The 22,258-nt window shown below is 69.0% G+C and carries 22 protein-coding genes and 1 pseudogene; 10 read left to right on the forward strand and 13 right to left on the reverse strand.

The features are described 5' to 3' along the window. The first annotated feature begins 105 nt into the window (after positions 1-105). From G6032_RS00050 to G6032_RS00065, 4 genes are read left to right on the forward strand one after another with little or no spacing between them, the layout of a single operon-like run. On the forward strand, positions 106-1,539 hold the full coding sequence (locus G6032_RS00050; protein WP_240901825.1) for a TonB-dependent receptor: 1,434 nt from the start codon (positions 106-108) through the stop codon (positions 1,537-1,539). 9 nt (positions 1,540-1,548) lie between these two features. Next, positions 1,549-2,439, forward strand: a complete 891-nt coding sequence (locus G6032_RS00055) for a zinc ABC transporter substrate-binding protein (protein WP_165280090.1) — start codon at positions 1,549-1,551, stop codon at positions 2,437-2,439. 23 nt (positions 2,440-2,462) lie between these two features. Then, the gene (locus tag G6032_RS00060; protein WP_165280091.1) at positions 2,463-3,008 is read left to right on the forward strand and encodes an ATP-binding cassette domain-containing protein; all 546 of its coding nucleotides are present in this window, start codon (positions 2,463-2,465) and stop codon (positions 3,006-3,008) included. After that, complete coding sequence (locus G6032_RS00065; protein WP_165280092.1) at positions 2,999-3,793, forward strand: metal ABC transporter permease; 795 nt, start codon at positions 2,999-3,001, stop codon at positions 3,791-3,793. Before G6032_RS00060 ends, G6032_RS00065 begins: the two co-directional genes overlap by 10 nt. Here the strand turns inward: G6032_RS00065 and G6032_RS00070 are convergent. Together G6032_RS00070 and G6032_RS00075 are read right to left on the reverse strand one after the other, a co-directional pair. Beyond that, positions 3,749-4,846 carry a DUF2891 domain-containing protein gene (locus G6032_RS00070; RefSeq protein ID WP_165280093.1) on the reverse strand — a complete coding sequence of 366 codons (1,098 nt, stop codon included), beginning with the start codon at positions 4,844-4,846 and terminating at the stop codon, positions 3,749-3,751. The two genes, G6032_RS00065 and G6032_RS00070, sit on opposite strands and share 45 nt — an antisense overlap. Next, positions 4,843-5,190, reverse strand: a complete 348-nt coding sequence (locus tag G6032_RS00075) for a histidine triad nucleotide-binding protein (protein WP_165280094.1) — start codon at positions 5,188-5,190, stop codon at positions 4,843-4,845. The genes G6032_RS00070 and G6032_RS00075 overlap by 4 nt, the downstream gene beginning before the upstream one ends. Before the next feature lie 133 nt (positions 5,191-5,323). On the opposite strand from G6032_RS00075, the gene G6032_RS00080 reads away from it, so the two are divergent. Further along, positions 5,324-5,785 (forward strand): LEA type 2 family protein, encoded by a 462-nt coding sequence (locus G6032_RS00080; RefSeq protein ID WP_165280095.1) that lies wholly within the window; start codon positions 5,324-5,326, stop codon positions 5,783-5,785. Position 5,786: 1 nt separating this feature from the next. Here the strand turns inward: G6032_RS00080 and G6032_RS00085 are convergent, their stop codons facing one another. The 9 genes from G6032_RS00085 to ssb are packed head-to-tail and all read right to left on the reverse strand — an operon-like array spanning position 5,787 to position 15,055. Continuing rightward, positions 5,787-6,287, reverse strand: coding sequence for a hypothetical protein (locus G6032_RS00085; protein WP_165280096.1), 501 nt, complete (start codon positions 6,285-6,287; stop codon positions 5,787-5,789). After that, positions 6,284-6,775 carry an LPS assembly lipoprotein LptE gene (lptE, locus tag G6032_RS00090; protein WP_165280097.1) on the reverse strand — a complete coding sequence of 164 codons (492 nt, stop codon included), beginning with the start codon at positions 6,773-6,775 and terminating at the stop codon, positions 6,284-6,286. The genes G6032_RS00085 and lptE overlap by 4 nt, the downstream gene beginning before the upstream one ends. A gap of 2 nt (positions 6,776-6,777) precedes the next feature. Next, positions 6,778-9,375 (reverse strand): leucine--tRNA ligase, encoded by a 2,598-nt coding sequence (gene leuS, locus G6032_RS00095; protein ID WP_165280108.1) that lies wholly within the window; start codon positions 9,373-9,375, stop codon positions 6,778-6,780. Positions 9,376-9,406: 31 nt separating this feature from the next. After that, a complete protein-coding gene (gene lnt / locus G6032_RS00100) occupies positions 9,407-10,924 on the reverse strand; it encodes an apolipoprotein N-acyltransferase (protein ID WP_165280098.1) in 1,518 nt (505 codons plus the stop codon). Positions 10,925-10,929: 5 nt separating this feature from the next. Beyond that, positions 10,930-11,778 (reverse strand): transporter associated domain-containing protein, encoded by an 849-nt coding sequence (locus tag G6032_RS00105; RefSeq protein WP_165280099.1) that lies wholly within the window; start codon positions 11,776-11,778, stop codon positions 10,930-10,932. After that, on the reverse strand, positions 11,771-12,241 hold the full coding sequence (ybeY, locus tag G6032_RS00110; RefSeq protein WP_165280100.1) for an rRNA maturation RNase YbeY: 471 nt from the start codon (positions 12,239-12,241) through the stop codon (positions 11,771-11,773). Before ybeY ends, G6032_RS00105 begins: the two co-directional genes overlap by 8 nt. After that, positions 12,238-13,200 (reverse strand): PhoH family protein, encoded by a 963-nt coding sequence (locus G6032_RS00115; protein ID WP_165280101.1) that lies wholly within the window; start codon positions 13,198-13,200, stop codon positions 12,238-12,240. The genes ybeY and G6032_RS00115 overlap by 4 nt, the downstream gene beginning before the upstream one ends. A 14-nt stretch (positions 13,201-13,214) precedes the next feature. Continuing rightward, positions 13,215-14,582: a tRNA (N6-isopentenyl adenosine(37)-C2)-methylthiotransferase MiaB gene (gene miaB / locus G6032_RS00120; protein WP_165280102.1), complete on the reverse strand. Its 1,368-nt coding sequence runs from the start codon at positions 14,580-14,582 to the stop codon at positions 13,215-13,217. A gap of 11 nt (positions 14,583-14,593) precedes the next feature. After that, positions 14,594-15,055 (reverse strand): single-stranded DNA-binding protein, encoded by a 462-nt coding sequence (ssb, locus tag G6032_RS00125; RefSeq protein WP_165280110.1) that lies wholly within the window; start codon positions 15,053-15,055, stop codon positions 14,594-14,596. A 208-nt stretch (positions 15,056-15,263) separates the two neighbouring features. On the opposite strand from ssb, the gene uvrA reads away from it, so the two are divergent. The 5 genes from uvrA to G6032_RS00150 are packed head-to-tail and all read left to right on the forward strand — an operon-like array spanning position 15,264 to position 20,769. Then, positions 15,264-18,131 carry an excinuclease ABC subunit UvrA gene (uvrA, locus tag G6032_RS00130; protein ID WP_206211716.1) on the forward strand — a complete coding sequence of 956 codons (2,868 nt, stop codon included), beginning with the start codon at positions 15,264-15,266 and terminating at the stop codon, positions 18,129-18,131. Positions 18,132-18,135: 4 nt separating this feature from the next. Beyond that, positions 18,136-18,543, forward strand: coding sequence for a ribonuclease domain-containing protein (locus tag G6032_RS00135; RefSeq protein ID WP_165280103.1), 408 nt, complete (start codon positions 18,136-18,138; stop codon positions 18,541-18,543). Positions 18,544-18,548: 5 nt separating this feature from the next. Beyond that, positions 18,549-18,962 (forward strand): barstar family protein, encoded by a 414-nt coding sequence (locus G6032_RS15525; RefSeq protein WP_206211717.1) that lies wholly within the window; start codon positions 18,549-18,551, stop codon positions 18,960-18,962. Continuing rightward, positions 18,959-20,503, forward strand: a complete 1,545-nt coding sequence (locus tag G6032_RS00145; RefSeq protein ID WP_165280105.1) for a Na+/H+ antiporter NhaC family protein — start codon at positions 18,959-18,961, stop codon at positions 20,501-20,503. The genes G6032_RS15525 and G6032_RS00145 overlap by 4 nt, the downstream gene beginning before the upstream one ends. Then, positions 20,500-20,769 (forward strand): hypothetical protein, encoded by a 270-nt coding sequence (locus G6032_RS00150; RefSeq protein WP_165280106.1) that lies wholly within the window; start codon positions 20,500-20,502, stop codon positions 20,767-20,769. Before G6032_RS00145 ends, G6032_RS00150 begins: the two co-directional genes overlap by 4 nt. A 10-nt stretch (positions 20,770-20,779) precedes the next feature. On the opposite strand, the gene G6032_RS00155 is transcribed toward G6032_RS00150, so the two are convergent. Together G6032_RS00155 and G6032_RS00160 are read right to left on the reverse strand one after the other, a co-directional pair. Beyond that, positions 20,780-21,994 (reverse strand): alpha/beta hydrolase, encoded by a 1,215-nt coding sequence (locus G6032_RS00155; protein ID WP_206211718.1) that lies wholly within the window; start codon positions 21,992-21,994, stop codon positions 20,780-20,782. Next, positions 21,991-22,258, reverse strand: a pseudogene (locus G6032_RS00160) (hypothetical protein); the annotation flags it as partial. The gene G6032_RS00155 and the pseudogene G6032_RS00160, both read right to left, overlap by 4 nt.

The raw sequence follows: 22,258 nt of genomic DNA on the forward strand, positions 1-22,258 counted from the left end.
CGTCACCAACAATCGGACTTGCAGCAGGTACCCGCTGGAGCCCGGCCGTGACCGGCCGGCCCGTGCCGGCCGGCTGCGTACGACAGCATTACAAGAGGCACGATCATGCACAGATTCATCCTCGGCGGCCTTGCCGCCGCGCTCGTGGGCTTTCCGGCCGCGGCCCAGACCTCCGGCCCGCAGAAAGATCCCCTCGATCCCGCCGGCCTGCGGCCCGATCCCCAGCCGATCGGCCAGCAGGTGACGTCAGGCTCGCGCTTCAATCCGTCGGTCTCGGTGATCATCGACGGCGGCTGGTACACCGACAATGTCAGCGGGGAGGCCTTCGAGATCCTGCGCGAGGCCGACGGCTTCTCCGCTGGTCATGGCCACGGGCACGAGGAAGAGGGCGAAGAGCACGGCGGCGAGCAAGAGCATGAGAACGGTCATGGCCACAGCCATGGCGAGCTCGAGCGCGGCTTTAACCTGAGGGAGGTCGAGATCGCACTGGCCGCCACGGTCGACCCCTATTTCGACGCCTTCGTCATGTTCGTCTTCGACGGCGACGAGGTCGAGCTGGAGGAGGCCTTCGTCACCACCCGGTCCCTGCCGGCCGGCCTGCAGGCCAAGTTCGGCAAGTTCCTCAGCGACGTCGGTTATATCAACAAGCAGCATCCGCACAGCTGGGACTTCTTCGACCGGCCGCTGGTCAGCGAACTCCTGTTTGGCGACCACGGTATCCAGGAGACAGGGGTGCAGCTGAGCTGGGTGGCGCCGACCTCGCAGTACCTGCGGCTCGGTGTTGAAGCCCTGCAGGGCGAGACCGAGGGCATCGCGGCCTACATCGGCGAGGAAGACGCCGTCGAAGGCACCGCCCGGATCCTGGAGGACGCGGCCGGCCCGCGGCTGTTCACCGGCTTCGCCAAGTTTGCGCCCGATCTCGGCTACCAGCACGCGCTGCAGCTGGGCGCCTCGGTCGGCTACAGCTCCAGCTTCCAGCAAAGCATCGAGGAAGAAACCTACTACCAGGACCACGAGGGCACGGCGAACTTCTGGGGCCTCGACGGCGTGTACAAGTACCTGCCGTCCGGCGGCACCGGACTGAGGGGCGCCTTCAAGCTGCAGGGCGAGTACTTCTACCGCACCCGCGACCTCGACCGCCGCGACGTGTTCTTCGCCTGCGAGCCGGAAGACCTCGCCTGCGACGACCCGCTGAACGAGTTCCAGCCCGGCGACATCGGCGTGCAGGAATCGTTCAAGGACAAGCAGGACGGCTTCTATCTGCAGGCGGTGTATGGCGTGGCGCAGCGCTGGACCGTGGGCCTGCGCTACGACGAGGTCGGCCTGACCAACAGCACCGGGCTCGACGGCGGCGAGGAGTGGGACAGCTCGAAGCGCTACACCGCGGCGCTGAACTTCCTGCCCACGGAGTTCTCGCGCCTGCGCCTGCAGTTCGCCCGCGGGGACATCTCGGTCGACGACGGCGAGCGCGAGGAGTACAACCAGGTCTTCCTGCAGCTGCAGGTGAACTTCGGCGCGCATGGCGCCCACACCTTCTAGGCCGGGCCGATGAACTGGTTGAAAAAACTGCTGCTGGCCGGGCTGTTGCTGGTGGTGGCCACGCCCGCCGCCGCAGCCCTCCGGGTAGCTGCCACCACCCCCAACATGGGGATGCTGGCCCGTACCGTCGGGGGCGAGCACGTCGTGATCGACGTGCTCGCCCCGGGCGACCGGGACGTACACCACCTCGAGGCGCGACCGAGCATGATGGTCGCGCTGCGGCGCGCGGATCTCGTGGTGGCGGTCGGCGCTGAACTGGAGGGCGGCTGGCTGCCGGCCGCTCTCCAGGGCGCCAGCAACCCGGCCGTCCTGCCGGGACGGCCGGGCTACTTCGAGGCCGCGGCCGCGGTGACGCTCGCAGACGCCGGCGGCCCGGCCGACCGCGGGCTCGGCGACGTCCACCCGATGGGCAACCCGCACGTGTATTTCGACCCACTGCGCATGGGCGTGGCGGCCGAAGCGCTCGCGCGGCAGCTGGCCGTGCTGGACCCCGCCCACGCGGGCGAGTTCGCCGCCAACGCCGCCGCCTTCGCCGCACGGATGCAGCAGGAGACAGCCGGCTGGCGCGAGCGCGCGGCCGGCGCCCCGGGCGTGCTGCTGAACCACAAGGACGCGGTCTACCTGCTGCGCCGGCTGGACGTCCCGCTGCTCGGCTATCTCGAGCCGCTGCCCGGCATCCCGGCCACCGCTCGGCATGTGCGCGCGCTCATCGACGACCTGCGGGGTCGCGAAGGCCTGGTGATGCGCATGGGCTACGAGCCCGCGCAGGGCGCCGAGCGCGTCGGCGAGGCGCTCGGCTGGCCGGTTTACGAGATGCGCAACAACGTGCCGGTCGATGGCGGCGCGGACGACTACGTGGCGGTGATCGATAGCTGGGTTTCGCGGCTGGAGAGCCACTGAACGCCACGGCGCCACTGCTGGCAATGGTCGAGGTCCGCGCCGGCTACGCGCGGCCCGTCGTCGGGCCTGTCTCCTTCCGCATCGGGCCCGGCGAGGTGCTGGGCCTCGGGGGGGCGAACGGCATCGGCAAGACCACCCTGCTGCGGTTGATCACCGGCACTGCAGTGCTGCACGGCGGTCGGGTCGAGCGGGCGCCCGGGCTGACGGTGGCGCATCATCGCCAGCGTCCCGAGCGCCCGCCCGAGCTGCCGCTCACCGGCCACGAGGTGCTGCGGCTCGCCGGTGCGCCTGCCGCCCCGGTGCCGGCGCGGCTCGATGCGCTGGGCCGACGCTGCCTGGACGAACTGAGCGGCGGTGAGTTCCAGCTGCTGCATGCGTGGGCCTGCCTCACCGGGCCCTCCCGCCTGGTGCTGCTCGACGAGCCCACCAACAACCTCGATACGGATGCGATCGAGCTCCTGCTGGCGGAGATCGGCCGCCTCGACCCGGCCCGAGCGGTGCTCATAGTCAGCCACGATGGCGACTTCCTGGCGGCGGCCTGCGACCGGATCGTGACGCCATGTCCCTGAGCCTCGCGTTCGATCCGCTGTTTCGCCTGCCGCTGGCCACCGGCCTGCTGCTGGCGCTGGCGCTGCCCCTGCTGGGCGCCGGGCTGCGGCTGCGCGAACAGTGGCTGTCCGGCCTCGGCGTGGCCCAGGCGGCGGCGGCCGGCGCCGTCGCGGGGGCGCTGCTTCACGGGCCGCTGGTGCTGTTCGCCCTGCTCGGCGCGCTGCTCGCGGGCCTGGTGCGCTTTCTCACCGGGACAACGCGCAATGAGCACTATGCCGTCATGCTGCTGGGCGGCTGGGCGGCAGTGCTGCTGCTGGCCACGCTCGGTCATCATGCCGACCTGGTCGCCATGCAACTCTTGAACGGGCAGCTCTACTTCACCACCGGCGTGCATCTCGGCGGGGCAGCGGTCCTGGTGCTCGCAGTGCTGGCCACAGGCGCCTGGCTGGGCCGCCGCCTGCTGTTGGCCAGGCTGTTCCCGGACCATTACAGCGCCAACCAGCTGCCGACCTGGCCGCATGAGATCGGCTTCGAAGTCCTGGTAGCGGTCGGCGTCGTGCTCGGCATCGGCACCATGGGCGTGATGGCGACCTTCGCGATGATGATGATCCCGCCGTGGGTCGCGTTCCGGCTGGCGCGCGGCTGGCGCCCGGCACTGCTGCTGGCCACGGCCCTCGGCGTCGCCGCCTTCCTGGCTGGTTTCCTGCTGGCGCTTGAGCTGGACCTGCCCTTCGGCCCCGCGCTCGTCGCGGTGTTGCTGCTACTCCTCCCGCTGCGCCTGCTGCCGTACCGGGTCGGCGGCTGAGGGGAGGCCGCGGCCGGTCACAAGGTACGTCGCAAAGCTCCCCAGCCAGTGGCTGCCGGCATAATGTTCGTCGCTCACGCCCTCGAGCCCCGCTACGGCATGGGCCGTCGCGGCCGCGCGCAGGCTGGCCTTGCGCGGGTCTCCATCCGGCAGGCTGGCGGCGATTCCCTCGAGCATCCAGGCCCGGCTCAGGTTCAGCCCGTCGATGTGGGCCAGCTTGCCGTCCACGCGATCGGTGACACGCCCGACGGGCAGCCATTCCGGCCCGGCGTTCGCCGGGATGCCCGGCATGAAGAGGTGCAGCCAGGCGGCGAACTCGTCTTCCGGAAGGAGGCGACGCAGGAGGTCGGCCTCCGCGAGGCAGGGCGACAGGAAATCGTGGCCGGATGGCTCGTATGCCAAAGGACAGTCGCGGTCTTCCAGGTACAGCGCCCTCGATGTCGCGACCAGCAATTCCTCGAGATCCGTGTCGCCCGAGACGCGCGCCCAGTCCAGCGCGAGACCGAAGGCGAAAGCGGTCTGCGCATGTTCCCCGCCGCGAATGGGATAGGCGAGCTTCGGCACCCAGCTCCGCAGCCGATCGGCGGCGATGGCTTCCAATGGTGCCAGCGCCTTTGCCCAACGCGCTGCCTGGGGGTCGTCCCATTCGCGCAGTTCCGCTCCGAGCTGCAACAGCCACGCCAGGCCATAGGGGCGCTCGAAGCCTTCCCGGCCCGGTGCGGCCATGTACGCAACCTCGCCGGCGACGCCCTCGGCGGTCAGGCTCCGCTCCAGGGCGGCGCGCGCCGGCGCGGCGAACGGCGCGTCCGGGTTCAGCCGCGCCAGGCGGGCGAGCATCCAGTGGCCATGCACGGCCGAGTGCCAGTCGAAGCAGCCCCAGAACACCGGCGTGAGCTCCCGCGGCGTGCCGACGTCGGCCGCGCTGTCGAGCACGTGGGCGATCTTGTTGGGATACTCGCGATGAACGCATTCGAGCGCGAGATCGGCGAAGCGGCCCAGCGCGGCAGGATCGAGCATCGTTCCGCTGACCAGCAGGAGCGCGGCCACGCTCATCGGGACGGCAGCATGCGCCCCAGCGGGCGGCCGCCCACGAGGTGCAGGTGGAGGTGATAGACCTCCTGGCCGCCGTGGCTGTTGCAGTTGATGATCAGGCGGTAGCCGTCCTCGGCAAGGCCCTCCGCGCGCGCGATGTCCCGCGCCACGCAGAACATGTGCCCGATCAGTTCCGCGTCCTCGTCGGCAATGTCATTGGCTGTCGGGATCGGCTTCACCGGGATGATGAGTACGTGAACCGGCGCTTGCGGATGGATGTCGCGGAACGCGACCACGCGCTCGTCCCGATGCACGAAGTCGGCAGGCAACTCTCCGGCGATGATCTTCTCGAACAGGGTGGGCATGGGCGATCCTCCTTCGCGCGGGGCGCTACGCATCGTCCCGGGCAGTGTAGGCACTCACGGCCATGCGCCGCAACGCGGGACCCGGGCCTATAATGCAGGCATCGAACCGAAGCCCGCGCGCTGGAGCCCCCGCATGACTCATGCACTTGCCCGAACCGCCGCCCTGTTACTGCTGTTGTGTCTCGGCGCCTGCACCAGCATGAGCTCGCTGGAGCCGCCCGAAGTCCAGGTGACCAGCCTGGAGATGCTCGCGCCGGCCCCCGGTGCCCTGGAGCAACGCTTCGCCGTGGGACTGCGCCTCGTCAATCCGAACAACCGCGCCATCGCCGTCGATGGACTCGACTTCGAGCTGGACGTGAACGGCCAGCGCCTGGCGCGCGGCGTCACGAACCGGGCGTTCGAACTGCCCCGCCTCGGCGAGGCCGAGACCAGCGTCGTAGTGACCACGTCGGTGTTCGACATCCTGCGCCAGGCGGTGCAGATGAGCGAACGCCGCGACCAGGCCATGGACTATCGCCTGCGCGGTCGCCTGCATCTCGGCAGCGGCTTCGTGCGGACCGTCCCCTTCGACCGCAGCGGCACGTTGACTCCCTGATTCAGGTTTCGCGGACCCGCCAGGTGGGTCGGTCCGCGTCGTCGATGAGTCCCCGGGCGCGTAGCCACGCCCGCGCGTCGTCCGCGTCACTTTCGAACCAGGCCCGCGCGGAGCCCAGGCGGAAGGTGTAGCCCCAGGCATCCATGTCGGCGAACATCCGCGCGCGCCCCACGCGCGGCAACTCGTCGGCCAGCAGGACCTGCAGGTAGCAGACCGCGTTCTCTTCGTCGAAATCGCCCCCCGCATCGGTGTCGAGGGCCAGGCGGCGCGACGGGGTCATGCAGACGAAATGGCAGGCCTCGTGGAGGACGGAATGCACCGGCGTGTCCGGGCGCGCATGGAGCACGGCGCCGCGCAATCCGGCTTCCCGGTCACCCCACCAGGAACCCGGAATGGTCTCGCCGGAAACCACGGCACGCAGTTCGAGCCCGTAGCGGGCCAGCAGTTGCGCCACGGCCACGGCATCGATTTCGGCGAGGTTGAGGACCTCGTCCGCGCTCAATCCCCGAGGTCCGCCAGCCGTCGCGCGATCACATTGGCGATTTCCCGGGCAAGGGCGTCGCGCAGCAGCTCTTCCTCCTGCTGCCTGGCCAGAATATCGCGCTCGCTGTAGGGGAAGATCCGCGCGCGCTTCACCGGCTGGCGCGCCACCAGCGTTTCTCCGTCGGAGGAAACGAGATACTCGATTTCGTAGAACACCTCGAACTCCGCAGGTCGGTTCTGGGCGGAAATCGACTTCACTCGCCGGCCGAAGTTCTCCTCCACGATATGCAATGTGGCACCGGCTTCTGCAGGATCGCGCGCCAGCGTCACCTGCGACGCGCCGAGCACCCGGTTCAGCTGGAAAGCCAGGTCGGAGTTCGGCTCCGGCACATCGAGGTAAAGGGGCGAAAATTCCGCCGGATAACGCGTGACGCCCTGCAACTGGAAGCCGCAGCCGGTGACGGCGAACAGGACACTGGCGAGCAGGCACAGGCGAAGCATACGCATGGTCAGATCACGATATTGACGAGCCGGCCCGGCACGATGATCACCTTGCGCACCTCGCGGCCGGCGACGAAGCGTGCGACGTTCTCGTCGCCGAGCGCCGCGGCGCGAATCCCGGCGTCCGGCAGGTTGCGCGCCACGCGCACCCGCCCGCGGAGCTTCCCCTGCACCTGCACGACGAGATCCACCTCGTCCTGCACCAGCGCGTCGGGATCATGCGCGGGCCATGCCTCGTCCACCACCGCACCGGCCCGGCCCAGCGCCGCCCACAGGGCGTGGCAGGCATGCGGCACGATGGGCGAAAGCATCAGCACGACCGCCTCGAGCGCTTCCTGCCGCAAGGCGCGATCTGTCGGCGTGCGTCCGGCGTGCCGGCCGAGCGTGTTCAGCAACTCCATGATGGCGGCGATCGCGGTGTTGAAGGTGTAGCGTCGCCCCACGTCGTCGCTCACCTTGGCGATCGCCGCATGCACATGCCGCCGCAGCTCGCGCTGCTCGTCGTCGAGTGCCGCCACGTCCAGCGGGCCCGCCGGGCCGTCGCCGACATGCTCATGGACCATCCGCCAGAGCCGTTTCATGAATCGATGGGCTCCCTCCACCCCCGAGTCCGACCATTCCAGGCTCTGCTCCGGCGGGGCGGCGAACATGGTGAACAGGCGCACCGTGTCGGCACCGTACCGCTCGATGAGCGACTGGGGGTCGACGCCGTTGTTCTTCGACTTGGACATCGTCCCCACCCCGCCCAGCAACACGGGCAGGCCGTCGGCCTGCAAGGTCGCGCTGATCACGCGCCCCTTTTCGTCGCGCTGCACCTCGACATCGGCCGGGTTGTACCAGGTGCGCCCGCCCTTGGCGTCTTCACGGTAATAGGAATCGGCCAGCACCATGCCCTGGGTGAGGAGGTTGGTGAAGGGCTCGTCGCCGTCCACGAGGCCTTCGTCACGCAGCAACTTGTGAAAAAACCGCGAGTACAGCAAGTGCAGCACGGCATGCTCGATGCCGCCGATGTACTGGTCCACCGGCAGCCAGTACCGTGCGCGCTCATCGAGCATGGCCTCGTCCTGGTCGGCCGAGCAATATCTCGCGTAGTACCAGGACGATTCGAAAAAGGTGTCGAAGGTATCGGTTTCCCGGCGCGCGTCCGCTCCGCAGCGCGGACAGCTGACCTGCACGAACTCGTCCATCGTCTTCAGCGGGGAACCGACGCCCGAGAGCGTGACGTCCTCCGGCAGGCGCACCGGCAACTGGTCCTCCGGGACCGGTACGGAGCCGCAGGCCGGACAGACGATCATCGGCACGGGGCAGCCCCAGTAGCGCTGCCGGGACACACTCCAGTCCCGCAGCCGGTAATTCACCCGGCGCCGCCCGCGGCCCTGCTGCTCGAGCTTTGCCGCGAGGGCGGCGAAGGCCTCTGCCGACGTCAGGCCATCCAGGTCGCCCGAGTTCACCAGCACCCCGTAATCGACATGGGCGCCGGCGGACAGGTCCACTGCCGACCCGTCCGCCGGGGCGATGACCTGGCGGATCGGCAAGCGGTATTTCGTGGCGAATTCCCAGTCGCGCCTGTCGTGGCCCGGCACGGCCATGACGGCGCCGGTGCCATAGCCCATGAGAACGAAGTTCGCGACCCACACCGGGACGGGCTCGCCGGTCAGGGGATGGATCACGTCCACGCCCAGCGGCATGCCGCGCTTTTCCATCGTCTCCAGGGCCGCCTCGGTGGTATGGGCGCTGCGGCACTCGGCCAGGAAATCAGTCAGCTCCGGCCGGCCCTGGGCGGCGTGTACCGCCAGCGGATGCTCGGCCGCCACCGCCATGTAAGTCACGCCATGCAGCGTATCGGGGCGGGTGGTGAACACCGTCAGCGCGTCGTAGCCGGCCACCGGTGCATCGGCGAGCGGGAAATCCAGCTCCAGCCCCTCGGAGCGCCCGATCCAGTTGGCCTGCATGGTGCGGACCTGCTCCGGCCATCCGGGTAGCGTGGCCAGCGACTCGAGCAACTCGTCCGCGTAATCGGTGATCTTGAGAAACCACTGCGGTATCTCGCGCCGCTCGACCAGTGCGCCCGAGCGCCAGCCGCGACCGTCGATGACCTGCTCGTTGGCCAGCACGGTCTGGTCCACCGGGTCCCAGTTCACGGTGGACGAGGCCTTGTACACCAGGCCCTTCTCATACAGCCGGAGGAAGAACCACTGCTCCCAGCGGTAATAATCCGGGTCGCACGTCGCCAGTTCCCGGCGCCAGTCGTAGGCGAATCCCAGGCGGCGCAGCTGCGCGCGCATGTGCGCGATGTTCTCGCGCGTCCATTTCGCCGGCGGCACCTCGTGCTTGATGGCCGCGTTCTCGGCCGGCAGGCCGAAGGCGTCCCAGCCCATCGGCTGCAACACGTTCTTGCCCCGCATGCGCTGGTAGCGGCTGACGACGTCGCCGATCGTGTAGTTGCGCACGTGGCCCATGTGCAGGCGGCCGCTCGGGTACGGAAACATGCACAGGCAGTAGAACTTCTCCCGGCCCGGGTCTTCGTCGGCTTCGAAACAGCGCGCCTCGTCCCAGTAGCGCTGGGCGGCGGGCTCGATCACTTCCGGCTTGTAGATTGGGTCCATGGTCTGCTTCATCAGGTTCGATCCGGGAAGGTTACCGCTCCGCCGTGTTGCGGCGCAAAGCCCCGAGCAACACGAGCCCCGCCGCCAGCGCCGCCAGCGGCCCGTCGCCGTAACGCAACCAGGGAGGCAGGCCCTGCATGGGCGTCACCTCGGCGGTGACGACTGCCGGAACGAATTGGGCCGATCGCTGCGTCACCCGACCACGCGGATCGATCACCGCCGTGATGCCGTTATTGGTCGCGCGGAGCATCCAGCGGCCGGTTTCCATGGCACGCATGCGCGCGATCTGCAGGTGCTGGTGTGGCGCCTGCGTATCGCCGAACCAGGCGTCGTTGCTGACGTTGATGAGCAGCTCCGCCGCGGGAAAGAAAACCCGCTGCTGGGCACCGAATGCGTCCTCGTAACAGATGGTCGGCGCGACCTGCACGCCGGCGAGTTGCAACGGCGGCGGATCGGGACGCCCCGGCGCGAAATCGGTGTAGGGCAGGTTCATCAGGCGCATCCAGCGACGCACGAAGGCCGGCACCGGGAAATACTCGCCGAAAGGCACCAGGTGCCGTTTTCGATAGATCTCCGGCTCGGCGCCCAGCGACACCAGGACGTTGTGGTAATCGCCCGTCTCTGCATCGCGCTCCAGGATCCCGAGCAGCACCTCGGTGTCGTTCGACCGCGCTTCCTCGTCGAGCGCAGCGATGAAATCGATCTCGTGGTGCAGCAGCGCGGGGATCGCCGCCTCGGGCCAGATCACCAGGTCGGCGTCCCAGTGCGCCCGCGTCATGTCGAGATACAGCTGGCGCGTCGGTGCGAGCGAAGTCTCCAGCCATTTTTCGTCCTGGCCGATGGCCCCCTGCAACATTACGGCTTCGATCGGCGCGCCCGCCGGCACGGTCCAGGTCGTGCGCCCCGCCCAGCCCCCCACCGCGACGGTCGCCAGCATCGCGGCCACTGCGAGCGCGCGCACGTGGAGCCGATCGACCAGCACGGCCGCCAGCGCGCCGGCCCATAACGCGCAGGCCCAGCCGATCCCGTAGACCCCCCCCAGGGGCGCCAGGCCGCCGAGAAAAGAGTCCGTCTGGCTGTAGCCGAGGCTGAGCCACGGAAAACCACTGAGGAACCAGCCGCGCAGCCACTCGACCAGGATCCACGCCGCCGGCAGTGCGACCAGCCAGCGCAGCGCGCCGCTGGGCGGCAGCCAGCGGACGGCCACGGCGCCGAGCAGGGCATAGTAGCCACCCATGATCGCCGCCAGCGCGACGGTCAAGAACGCCGCCAGCACGGCGGGTGCCTGGCCGAAATCGTGGACCGAGATGAAGGTCCACCAGGTGCCGACGAGAAACGCGGCGAAACCGAACAGGAATCCGCGTACGGCGGCCCGGCGAGCGGATGCGGCGCGCCAACTGAGAAACAGCACCGCGGGGGAAACAAAGGCGAGTGCCCAGTAGTCCCAAGGCGCGAAAGCGAAAGGCAGGGCCACCCCCGCGAGGATCGCGCCGATGTCGGCGGGTGCGACGCGCTGCAGCGCCGCTCCGGCGTGAAAGCGTAAAGCCACGCCGGCTAGCCGGCGAGGCGCCGCAGGCGCACGGCATGCACGCGGCGCCGATCGGCCCGCAGCACGGTGAAGCGCATCCCCTCCAGCACGAGCGATTCGCCCTTGCGCGGCAGCCGGCCGAGCTCGTGCATCACGAGCCCACCCACCGTGTCGTAATGCTCGTCGCTGAAGGCCGTGCCGAGTTCCTCGTTCAGGTCCTCGATGCGGGCCAGGGCATCCACCCGCCAGGTGTCCTCCTGCTCGGGGACGATCATGACTTCCTCGTCGGGGTCGTGCTCGTCGTCGATCTCGCCGACGATCTGCTCCAGGACGTCCTCGATGGTCAGCAGCCCGGAAACCCCGCCGTATTCATCCACGACGATCGCCATGTGGTTGTGGCTGATCCGGAACTCCTTGAGCAGGACGTTGAGCCGCTTGCTCTCGGGAATGAACACCGCGGGACGCAGGCATTCCTTGATACGGAAGCGCTGCCCGCTGCTCTCGACGAAAAAGCGCAGCAGGTCCTTGGCGAGCAGGATGCCGATGACTTCGTCGCGATCGTCGGCGATCACCGGGAATCGCGAGTGGCCGGACTCGATGATGATCTGCAGCATGTCCTGCGGGCTGGCGTCGCGTTCGAGGACGACGATCTTGCCTCGCGGGATCATGATGTCACGAACCTGGATGGTGGCGACCTCGAGCACGCTCTCGAGCATGCGGTGCTCGTCGGCGTCGAGGATCTGGTCCCGCCTGGCCTGCGCGAGGAGCTCGAGAAGGCCCTCGCGGTCGCGCGGCGTGGTACGGAAGGCATCGGCCCAGCGGGACAGCAGCCCGGGCCGGCTTCCGCTCGTACTCGGAGGTTTGTCGTCAGTCATTGCTTCCTTCAGTTTCCCTGTAGGGATCCGGCCAGCCGAGTTCGCCGAGAATCTCGGCTTCGGCCGCTTCCATTTTCCCGGCTTCTTCCTCGGTCTCGTGATCGAAGCCCACGAGATGCAGCGTACCGTGAATCACCATGTGAGCCCAATGCGCGTGAGGCGGCTTCGCCTGCTCGGCCGCCTCCGCCTCCACCACGTCGCGACAGATCACCAGGTCGCCCAGCAGCGGCAGGCCGAGGTCGGGCGGCAGTTCCGCGGGAAAGGCCAGCACGTTGGTCGGCCGGTCCTTGCCGCGAAACCGGCGGTTGAGTGCCTGGCTCTCCGCGGCATCGACGATGCGAATCGACAGTTCGGCGTCCGTGCGACGCCCGGCGAGCGCGGAGCGCGCCCAGTGCCGCAGGCGCGCGACATCCGGCAGCCCGCTGCGCGAGCCCGCCACCTGGATATCGATGCGCAGGGTCATCGCTCCGGTCGCCCTTCGTGGCGCTCGTAGGCCTCCACGATGCGCTGCACCAGCGGATGGCGCACGACGTCTTTGGCGGTGAACCACGTGAACCCCACCCCCTCGACGTTCTCCAGCACCGCGATCGCGTGGCGCAATCCGGACAGCTTCGCGGCCGGCAGGTCGGTCTGGGTGACGTCGCCGTTCACGACGGCGCGGGAGCCGAAGCCGATGCGCGTCAGGAACATCTTCATCTGCTCGACCGTGGAGTTCTGCGCCTCGTCGAGGATCACGAAGGCTTCGTTCAGCGTTCGTCCGCGCATGAAGGCCAGCGGCGCGATCTCGATGACATGCCGCTCGATCAGCTTGCCGACCCGCTCGAAGCCCAGCATTTCGTACAGCGCGTCGTACATCGGCCGCAGGTAGGGATCGATCTTCTGCGACATGTCGCCCGGCAGGAAGCCGAGCCGCTCGCCGGCCTCCACCGCGGGTCGCACCAGCACGATGCGGCGCACGGTGTCCCGCTCCAGCGCCTCCACCGCGCTCGCCACCGCCAGGTAGGTCTTCCCCGTGCCCGCAGGCCCGACCCCGAAACAGAGATCGTGGTCGCGCATCGACTGGAGATAAGCATTCTGGTTCGGTCCCCGGCCCCGTACGACCCCGCGACGCGTCCGCACCTCGCCCGGCGCCGCCGCACCCGGCTCTTCGTACAGCCCGGCCTCCTGCAGCCCCACGTGCACGCGCTCCGGACTGATACTGTCCGTGGCGGCCTGCTCGAACAGCGCCACGATCAACCGGTCCGCCGCATTCACGGCGCGCTCCGGCCCCTGGATCTCGAAGCGGTTGCCCCGCGGGCGGATCTGCACGCCGAGGCGACGCTCGATCTGCTTGAGATGCTCGTCGAACTGACCGCACAAATTGGCCAGCCGGTCGTTGTCGGCGGGCTCCAGGACCAGGTCCCTGACGAAATTGGCGTCCAAGCGGTGAGGTTACCTCAGGCAGAGCGGCGCAGCGGCGCCGCGGAATCGATCAGCCGGCCACGCAGGGAGTTGGGCAGCGCTTCGGTGATCAGCACATCGACGAACTGGCCGATGAGCGCCGCATCGCCGTCGAAATTGACCCAGCGCATGTTGGCCGTGCGGCCGGCCAGTTGCCGGGCGTCTTTTTTCGCCGGTCGCTCCACCAGCACGCGCTCGACGCCGCCCACCATCGCCGCGCTGATGGCGGCGGCCTGCTGGTTGACGCGGTGCTGCAGCAGGGCGAGCCGGCGCTGCTTTTCCGCGGCATCGACGTCGTCGGGCAGCGAGGCGGCGGGCGTCCCCGGCCGGCGGCTGTAGATGAAGCTGAAGGACTGGTCGAACCCCACGTCCTCGATCAGCTGCAGGGTCTGCTCGAAATCGCGCTCGGTCTCGCCGGGAAAGCCGATGATGAAGTCCGAGCTGATGCTGATGTCGGGACGGGCCTCGCGTACCCGGCGGATCTTCTGCCGATACTCCAGCGCAGTGTGCCCCCTTTTCATCATCGCCAGCACGCGATCCGAGCCGCTCTGCACCGGCAGGTGCAGGTAGGACGCCAGCTCCGGCACCTCGGCGTAGGCCGCCACGAGGCTGTCGGTGAACTCGACCGGGTGCGAGGTCGTGAAGCGGATCCGGTCGATGCCGTCCACCGCCGCCACGAAGCGGATCAGCGCGGCGAGGTCGGCGGTCGTGCCGTCGTGCATCGCGCCCCGGTAGGCATTGACGTTCTGGCCGAGCAGGTTGACCTCGCGCACGCCCTGCGCGGCGAGCTGCGCAACCTCGACGATGACGTCGTCGAAGGGGCGGCTGACCTCCTCGCCCCGCGTGTAGGGGACCACGCAGAAGCTGCAGTACTTGCTGCAACCCTCCATGACGGACACGAACGCGGTCGGGCCGTCGGCGCGCGGCGCCGGCAGGCGGTCGAACTTCTCGATCTCCGGAAAGGAGATATCGATGGCCGGCAGGCCGCGGCCCCGCACCTCGTCGAGCATCGCGGGCAGCCGATGCAGCGTCTGGGGGCCGAAGACGATGTCGACGAACGGGGCGCGCGCCAGGATCGCCTCCCCTTCCTGGCTCGCCACGCAGCCGCCCACGCCGATGACGACGCCGGGACGCGCCTCTTTCAACTCCCGCCAGCGGCCCAGCAGCGAGAACACCTTCTCCTGGGCCTTCTCGCGGATCGAACAGGTGTTCAGCAGCAGGATATCGGCGCTCTCGGGCGAATCGGCGGCCTCGAAGCCGTGCGATTCCCGCAACACGTCCGCCATCTTCGACGAATCGTACTCGTTCATCTGGCACCCGAAGGTGCGGATGAACAGCTTGCCGCCCCGCTGTGTTGCTGCCATCGTGCCGGCCCTCAGAAGGGAATGTCGTCCTCGAAGGGCTCTTCGGCACGCGCGGCGCTGCCGGAGGACGACGCCCCGCCGGAACTGCGCGGCCGCTCGTCGTAACCGCCGCGCGAGGCCGGCGCATCGCCACCCGGGCGCCCGCCGAGCATCTGCATGTCGCGGCCGATGATCTCGGTCGTGTAGCGGTCGTTGCCTTCCTTGTCCTGCCACTTGTTGGTGCGGATCTGGCCCTCGATATAGACCTGCGAGCCCTTGCGCAGGTACTCGCGCGCCACCTCGGCGAGCCGGTCGAACATCACGACACGATGCCACTCGGTCTCCTCGACCAGGTCGCCGCTCTGGCGATCCTTGCGCTTTTCCGTGGTCGCGACCCGGATATTGGTGACGGTCAGCCCGCCCGGGGTGGTCCGTGATTCCGGATCGGCGCCGAGATTGCCGACCAGGATGACTTTGTTGATACCGCGCGCCATGAGCGTGACCTCGCTGGGAGAAAAAGGGAATCGGCCGTCGGCCCGATCTTCGAGAATAGCCAAACAGTCTAGCCTGAACAGGCCGGAATCTCACGTCAGAGGACCGGAAACCGTCCCTTGACGCCCGCCGAACACCTGTCATGCGCCGGCCAGCGCCGGCCGGCATTTTCTGCGTATAGTAATGGGCTACCCAAGCCGAACAGGAATCATGGACACGATCCGCATTCGCGGGGCCCGGACCCACAATCTCAAGGCCGTGGATATCGATCTGCCGCGCGACCGGCTGATCGTCGTCACGGGCCTGTCCGGATCCGGCAAGTCCTCGCTCGCCTTCGACACCATCTATGCGGAAGGCCAGCGCCGCTACGTGGAGTCGCTGTCGGCCTATGCGCGGCAGTTCCTTTCCATGATGGAGAAACCGGATCTCGAGTCCATCGAGGGACTCTCGCCGGCCATCTCGATCGAGCAGAAATCCACCTCGCACAACCCGCGTTCGACGGTGGGCACCGTCACCGAGATCTACGACTACCTGCGCCTGCTCTACGCGCGCGCCGGCACGCCGCGCTGCCCGACCCACGGCGAGCGGCTCGAGGCGCAGACCGTGAGCCAGATGGTCGACCAGGTACTGGCCCTCGAGGAGCGCACTGCGCTGATGCTGCTCGCCCCCGTCGTACGCGACCGCAAGGGCGAACACACCAACGTGATGGCCGAGTTGCGCGCCCAGGGTTTCATCCGCGCCCGGGTCGACGGCGAAGTCTGCGAGCTCGACGATCCGCCCGACCTGGACCTGCATCGCAAGCACACCATCGAGGCGGTCGTGGACCGCTTTCGCGTCCGCCCCGACCTCGGGCTGCGCCTCGCGGAGTCCTTCGAGACCGCGCTGAAGCTGGCCGACGGCATGGCGACAGTGGCTTTCATGGACGAGCCGGAACGCACCCCGCTCGTGTTCTCGGACCGCTTCGCCTGCCCGGTGTGCGGCTACAGCATCGCGGAACTGGAACCGCGGCTGTTCTCGTTCAACAACCCCGCCGGCGCCTGCCCGACCTGCGACGGGCTCGGCGTGCAACAGTTCTTCGATCCCGAGCGCGTCGCCGCCCACCCTCACCTGTCCCTCGCCGGCGGAGCCATCCGCGGCTGGGACCGGCGCAACGCCTATTATTTCCAGCTGGTGCGCAGCCTGGCCGAGCACTACGGCTTCGACGTCGAAACGCCGTTCGACGAACTGCCGGCGAAGATCCGCAAGGTCATCCTGTTCGGCTCCGGCACCGAGTCCATCGAGTTCGCCTATTTCGACGGCCGCGGCGGCGTGACGCGGCGCAAGCACCGCTTCGAGGGCATCCTGCCGAACATGGAACGCCGCTACCGCGAAACCGAGTCCGGCACGGTGCGCGATGAATTGTCCAAGTACCTCGGCACCCATCCCTGCCCGAGCTGTCACGGCACGCGCCTCAACGAGGCGGCGCGCAACGTCTTCGTGGCGGAGCGGGGGCTCGCCGACGTCACGGCCACTGCGGTCGGCGAGGCGCTGGTGTTCTTCAGCACCCTGGAACTGCCGGGCTGGCGTGGCGAGGTGGCGCGCAAGATCGTCAAGGAGATCAACGACCGGCTGAAATTCCTCGTCGACGTGGGACTCGATTACCTGACTCTCGATCGCAGCGCCGAGACGCTCTCGGGCGGCGAAGCGCAACGGATCCGCCTGGCCAGCCAGATCGGCTCGGGCCTGGTGGGGGTCATGTATATCCTCGACGAACCTTCCATCGGCCTGCACCAGCGCGACAACCGCCGCCTGCTGAACACGCTGATCCACCTGCGCGACCTGGGCAACACAGTGATCGTGGTGGAACACGACGAGGAGGCGATCGCCACGGCGGACCACATCGTCGATATCGGCCCCGGGGCCGGCGTGCACGGCGGGCGCATCGTGGCGCAGGGGTCTCCGGCCGACATCATGGCGAGCAGCGAATCGCTGACCGGCGACTACCTCTCGGGGCGCCGGAGCATCGCCGTGCCGGCCAGCCGCACGCCGCGGCGCAAGCAGGCGCCACGGGACATCGTCATTCGCGACGCGCGGGGCAACAACCTGGCCGGGATCGACGTCGCCATCCCGATCGGCCTGCTGACCTGCGTGACGGGGGTGTCGGGCTCGGGCAAGTCGACGTTGATCAACGACACGCTTTACCTGGCGGCCGCACAGAAGCTGAACAACGCGTCCGCGACGCCTTCGCCGCACGAGCGCATCGAGGGCCTGCAGGACATCGACAAGGTCATCGACATCAGCCAGAGCCCGATCGGCCGCACGCCCCGCTCCAACCCGGCCACCTACAGCGGCCTGTTCACGCCGATCCGCGAGCTGTTCGCGGGCACCGCCGAGTCGCGTTCCCGCGGCTACAAGGCCGGGCGCTTCAGCTTCAACGTGAAGGGCGGTCGCTGCGAAGCCTGCCAGGGTGACGGCGTGATCAAGGTGGAGATGCATTTCCTGCCCGACGTCTACGTGGCCTGCGACGCCTGCAAGGGCCAGCGCTACAACCGCGAGACGCTCGAGATCCGCTACAAGGGCAAGAACATCCACGAGATCCTCGAGATGACGATCGAGGATGCGCTGGCCTTCTTCGCCAACGTGCCGGTGGTGAAAAGAAAACTGCAGACGCTCATGGACGTGGGGCTGTCCTACGTCCGCCTCGGGCAGAACGCGACGACCCTGTCCGGCGGCGAGGCCCAGCGCGTCAAGCTCGCCAAGGAACTGTCCAAGCGGGACACCGGCAAGACCCTCTACATCCTCGACGAACCGACGACCGGACTGCACTTCCACGACATCGCGCAACTGCTCGGCGTGCTCGGGCGGCTGCGTGACCATGGCAACACGGTGGTCGTGATCGAGCACAACCTGGACGTCATCAAGACGGCGGACTGGATCATCGACCTGGGCCCCGAAGGCGGCAGCGGCGGGGGGCGCCTCGTGGCGGAAGGCCCGCCGGAAAAAGTCGCGGCGAACAAGGCCTCGTTCACCGGCCAGTACCTGAAGCCGATTCTCGCCGCGGCCGCGCCGGCGCCGCGCAGGAAAAAGAAGCGGGCCTGACGGCATGCGGCATCGACTGCCCCTGCTGCTGCTCCTGTTCGCCGTCGCCGCGCTGCTCAGCCTGTGGGAGCGCCCCGCGGTCTCGCCCGTCGAGCCCCCCGCATCCGGCACGACGACCGCGCCGGCAAGCGTGCCGGCGGCCGACTGGTTGCCCGCCGAGGCGCTCCATACCCTCGAACTCATTCGCCGCGACGGCCCCTTTCCGCATCGCCAGGACGGCACGGTGTTCTACAACCGCGAGGGCCGCCTGCCTCCGCGAGCGACCGGTTATTACCGTGAATACACCGTGCGGACCCCGGGGCTGGGGCATCGCGGGGCGCGACGCATCGTCACCGGCGGGCAACCCCCCGAGGTCTACTACTACACCGACGATCATTACGGCAGTTTCCGCCGCTTCGAGCTTCCCCGGTGAGGCCGGTGACGGACCCTGCGCAGCTGCGGGATGCCGGCAAAGCCACGCTGGCGGCCGTCGCACCGCGGTCCGCCGGCGAGTTGCTGGAAGCGGCCCGCGCCGCCGGCCTGCACGGCGTCCCCATCGACCTGGCCGGCTGCCGCGACAAGGCGGGGTTTCTCGCGCGCATGGCCGCCGCGCTGGAGTTCCCCGCCTGCTTCGGCCAGAATTGGGACGCGCTGGCGGACTATCTCGGCGACCTGGAATGGGTGCCCGCCGAAGGTTATCTCCTGCTGCTGGAGAACGGTGCGGATTTTCGCGATGCCGCCGGGGAGGACTACCGGATCGCCATCGGCATCCTCGCCGCGACGGTCGCAACCTGGCGCGAGCGAGAGATACCCTTCTGGGTGTTCGTCGCCGAAAAAAAGGACGAGACATGAACGACGGCACCGAAGCCGGAAGTCCTGCCGCGGCGCCCGCCGCGCAGCCGCAGATCCTCTTTTACGGCGGCAAGGCCATGAGCGCCGTGCCCATCCTGTTCTTCATCGCCTGGGCGATCGTGCAGTCGGGACTGCTCGGCATCGGCGACACCGCGGGGCTGATCGTCGGCATGCTGGTGGCGCTGGTGCTGGGGATGTTCCTGGTGCGCGGCGACTGGGCGGTGTACGCCGAGGCCATCGTCGAAGGCATGGCGCAGAAAGTCGCCGTGACCGCCATCGTCGCGTGGCTCTGGGCGGGGATGTTCGCCGCCACCCTGCAGGTCGGCGGCTTCGTCGACGGGCTGGGCTGGCTCGCCGAGGTATCCGGCCTGGGCCCGGCCATGTTCCCCGCCGTCACCTTCCTCCTCGCCGCCCTGCTGGCCACCGGGATCGGCACCGGCTACGGCACCGTAATCGCTTTCGTAGCGTTGTTCTTTCCCGCGGGTGTCGTGCTGGGCGCGGATCCGCTGCTGATGTTCGGCGCCATCCTCTCCGGGGCGGTGTTCGGCGACAATCTCGCGCCCGTCAGCGACACCACCATCGTCAGCGCCGTGACCCAGGACTCCGACGTCGGCGGCGTCGTCGCGAGCCGTTTCAAGTACGCCATCATCGCCGCCACGCTCGCCTTCATCGCCTACCTGGTGTTCGGCTGGTTCTCCACCGGCACCGCCATCGACGCCGACGCCGCGGCGCTGTTCCGGGCGCAGAGCAATGCCAGCGGCCTGTTCCACCTGTTACCCATCGCGGTCGTGATCGGCCTGGCCATCCGCGGGCGGCACATCATCCAGGCGATCTCCGCGGGCCTCGTCCTCGCGATCGTCATCAACCTGGCGTTCGGGCTCGCGCCAGTCACCGACATGCTGGCGTTCCGGGTCGCCGCGGACGGCTGGGCGGCCGCGACCTTCGGCGGCTGGCCGCTGGTGCAGGTCGTGGCGGCCACGGAGGCCGGCGTCGGCGGCAGCCTGTACGACGGACCGGTGGGCTTCGCCACGCTGGCGGTCCTCATCCTGCTCGTGCTGGGCGGCGCACAGGTCATGATTCGCGGCGGCGGCTTCCATGCCCTGCAGGAATGGCTGCTCGCGAAAGTGGCGCGCAGCGTGCGCTCGGCGGAGCTGACGATGGTCACGGTGACCGCCGGCATCAACGCGGCGATCACCATCAACACGGCCGCGCAGATCGCCATCGCGCCGTACATCGCGACCATCGGCAAGCGCTTCAATCTCAACGGCTACCGCCGCGCGAACATCCTGGACGCGAACACCTCCGCGCTCGGTTACATCTTCCCCTGGGCGGGCGGGGTGCTGGTGGGCTACACGCAGATGCAGAGCCTGGTCGACACCTACGACTGGTTCACGCCCGCCATGGTGGTCGAGCCGATCCAGGCCTGGCCCTGGGTCTTCCACGGCTGGCTGCTGGTCGCGGTGTTCCTGTTCGCGGCCTGGACGGGGTTCGGCCGGGAGTACACCTCGGACCGGGTGAGCAAGGGAGGGGGCGCAGCATGATCCGTCACCTGTTCGGCAACTGGCGTTTCCGCAGCACGCAGCCGGCGTTCGCGCCGGGCGAGGAGCTCCGCGTCTACCTGACCGGCTTCGATGCCGCGACCGGCACGGGCGTCGCCCGGGTCGGCGACACCGTACTCACCGTCACCGGAGCGTCGGCGGCGCAACTCGACCAGCTGGTGAACCTGCGCGTCACCGCCTTCGACACGGACCGGGCCGCAGGCACGGCGGAGCTGCGGGACTCGCGCGATCCGCCGGGACAGGGTTGAGCGGACCGGTTCAGCAAGCCAGCCAGCGGCGCAGCTCCGCGAGCACCCGCGGCGCGGTCATCAACTCGACATGGCCCAGGCCGCGACCGACCCAGCGAGCATCGGCAGGAATCGACAAGGCGTAACGCGGCTCGGGATGTTCCCCCAGCGCGCTGGACAAGGGCACGAGGCCATCGCCCAGCAGGCGGCCGGCCGGGCTGTCCTGCCTCTCGCCCAGCAGTGAAGCCACGGTGTAGCTCTCGACGCCCGCCGGCAGCGGCACCGGGACCCGCTGGCCGGGCGGCACGCGGCCATAGCGGTCGGCCCCGGCCCAGTCGGCGTCCAGCAGGCTGCCGTAGCGCAGGTCGGTGATGCCCGCGCTGCGCAGCCGCCCGAGCCGCGTGAACGGCAGCGTGTAGGGCGTGACGCCAAGCAGCAGGTCGAATCGATTGCCGGCACGCTCCAGCGGCGCGCCGTGATGCGGCGTGCCGAGGAACACCAGCTTGCGCAGCCGGGCCGGCCACGCCTGGCCGGCCGCCAGCGCATGATGTGCCGCGCTGCGGGCCACCAGTCCGCCCATGCTGTGGCCGACGATTGCCAGGGACTCGAGCGGCACCGGCCAGGACGCCACCAGCGCCTCGAGTCGTTCCGCCAGGAGCCGGCCGTTGGCGGCGATCGACAGGCCCGTGTTGTAGTGCAGCTGCAGCGGCGTGTAGCCGAGCGCCGCGGCGGTTGCCGCGCAGCCGTCGCGGCCGTCGCGGCGCCAGTGGCCGTCGTGCAGGCAAAGGCCATGGATCTGCAGCAGGACCCGTGTGGCGGGCGCGGGAAGCGCTGCCCGGATCGCATCATGTTCCAGCGGGAGGGGTCGCCCGTCGTGACGCAGGCGCATCGGAATGGCGAGCGGATTGCCGGTCGCCGCGAGATGATCGCCGAGCACGCCGTTGAGTATGGCCAGCGCCGTCTCGCGGCCGGCGACGGTTTCCCGGGTGCCGGTGAGCCCGCTGAGGGGGCCGAGCGCCAGGTCCAGCCCCGTGCCCACCACGCGCGTCACGCCGTGGATGGAGCGATAGACGAGTCCCGTGATACCCCGGGTGCGTTCCGTGCCGGCGCCCGGCACGTGACCGGCCAGCCCTGCGATCGTCGCATGCATCGCCTCGACCAGCGCCGTGACATGGCCGGTCGCCTCCACGGCCAGCCGGACCGTGCCCCGCAGGTCCGCGGCGAGGTTGTATTGTGGCGAACTCAAGGCTGCACGACGCCGGCGCGCAGCGGTTCGAAAGTCATGGCGATCTCTTCATCCACATGGGCCCGGTAAGCGGCGGCAGCCTCGTCATGGGCCGCCAGCATCGCCACCTGGACCTGCTGTTCCACCTCGGCGAGGCCATGTTCCAGGGCGGCCAGCAAGGTGTCGCGATGCAAGGCCTCATCGACGCGCAAAAGGACCCAGTCGGTCGCGAGCCAGGCCACGGCGCCGGCGACGACGGCGCAACCGAGGGCGTAGGGTCCCGCC

The sequence above is a fragment of the Wenzhouxiangella sp. XN24 genome (genome assembly GCF_011064545.1).
Taxonomy (GTDB): domain Bacteria; phylum Pseudomonadota; class Gammaproteobacteria; order Steroidobacterales; family XN24; genus XN24.

Excerpts from the sequence above, each read along its gene's own strand:
- G6032_RS00050 (WP_240901825.1), top strand. The coding sequence starts at position 106 with ATGCACAGATTCATCCTCGGCGGCCTTGCCGCCGCGCTCGTGGGCTTT.
- G6032_RS00055 (WP_165280090.1), top strand. The coding sequence starts at position 1,549 with ATGAACTGGTTGAAAAAACTGCTGCTGGCCGGGCTGTTGCTGGTGGTG.
- G6032_RS00060 (WP_165280091.1), top strand. The coding sequence starts at position 2,463 with ATGGTCGAGGTCCGCGCCGGCTACGCGCGGCCCGTCGTCGGGCCTGTC.
- G6032_RS00065 (WP_165280092.1), top strand. The coding sequence starts at position 2,999 with ATGTCCCTGAGCCTCGCGTTCGATCCGCTGTTTCGCCTGCCGCTGGCC.
- G6032_RS00070 (WP_165280093.1), bottom strand. The coding sequence starts at position 4,846 with ATGAGCGTGGCCGCGCTCCTGCTGGTCAGCGGAACGATGCTCGATCCT.
- G6032_RS00075 (WP_165280094.1), bottom strand. The coding sequence starts at position 5,190 with ATGCCCACCCTGTTCGAGAAGATCATCGCCGGAGAGTTGCCTGCCGAC.
- G6032_RS00080 (WP_165280095.1), top strand. The coding sequence starts at position 5,324 with ATGACTCATGCACTTGCCCGAACCGCCGCCCTGTTACTGCTGTTGTGT.
- lptE (WP_165280097.1), bottom strand. The coding sequence starts at position 6,775 with ATGCGTATGCTTCGCCTGTGCCTGCTCGCCAGTGTCCTGTTCGCCGTC.
- leuS (WP_165280108.1), bottom strand. The coding sequence starts at position 9,375 with ATGGACCCAATCTACAAGCCGGAAGTGATCGAGCCCGCCGCCCAGCGC.
- G6032_RS00105 (WP_165280099.1), bottom strand. The coding sequence starts at position 11,778 with ATGACTGACGACAAACCTCCGAGTACGAGCGGAAGCCGGCCCGGGCTG.
- ybeY (WP_165280100.1), bottom strand. The coding sequence starts at position 12,241 with ATGACCCTGCGCATCGATATCCAGGTGGCGGGCTCGCGCAGCGGGCTG.
- miaB (WP_165280102.1), bottom strand. The coding sequence starts at position 14,582 with ATGGCAGCAACACAGCGGGGCGGCAAGCTGTTCATCCGCACCTTCGGG.
- ssb (WP_165280110.1), bottom strand. The coding sequence starts at position 15,055 with ATGGCGCGCGGTATCAACAAAGTCATCCTGGTCGGCAATCTCGGCGCC.
- uvrA (WP_206211716.1), top strand. The coding sequence starts at position 15,264 with ATGGACACGATCCGCATTCGCGGGGCCCGGACCCACAATCTCAAGGCC.
- G6032_RS00135 (WP_165280103.1), top strand. The coding sequence starts at position 18,136 with ATGCGGCATCGACTGCCCCTGCTGCTGCTCCTGTTCGCCGTCGCCGCG.
- G6032_RS00145 (WP_165280105.1), top strand. The coding sequence starts at position 18,959 with ATGAACGACGGCACCGAAGCCGGAAGTCCTGCCGCGGCGCCCGCCGCG.
- G6032_RS00150 (WP_165280106.1), top strand. The coding sequence starts at position 20,500 with ATGATCCGTCACCTGTTCGGCAACTGGCGTTTCCGCAGCACGCAGCCG.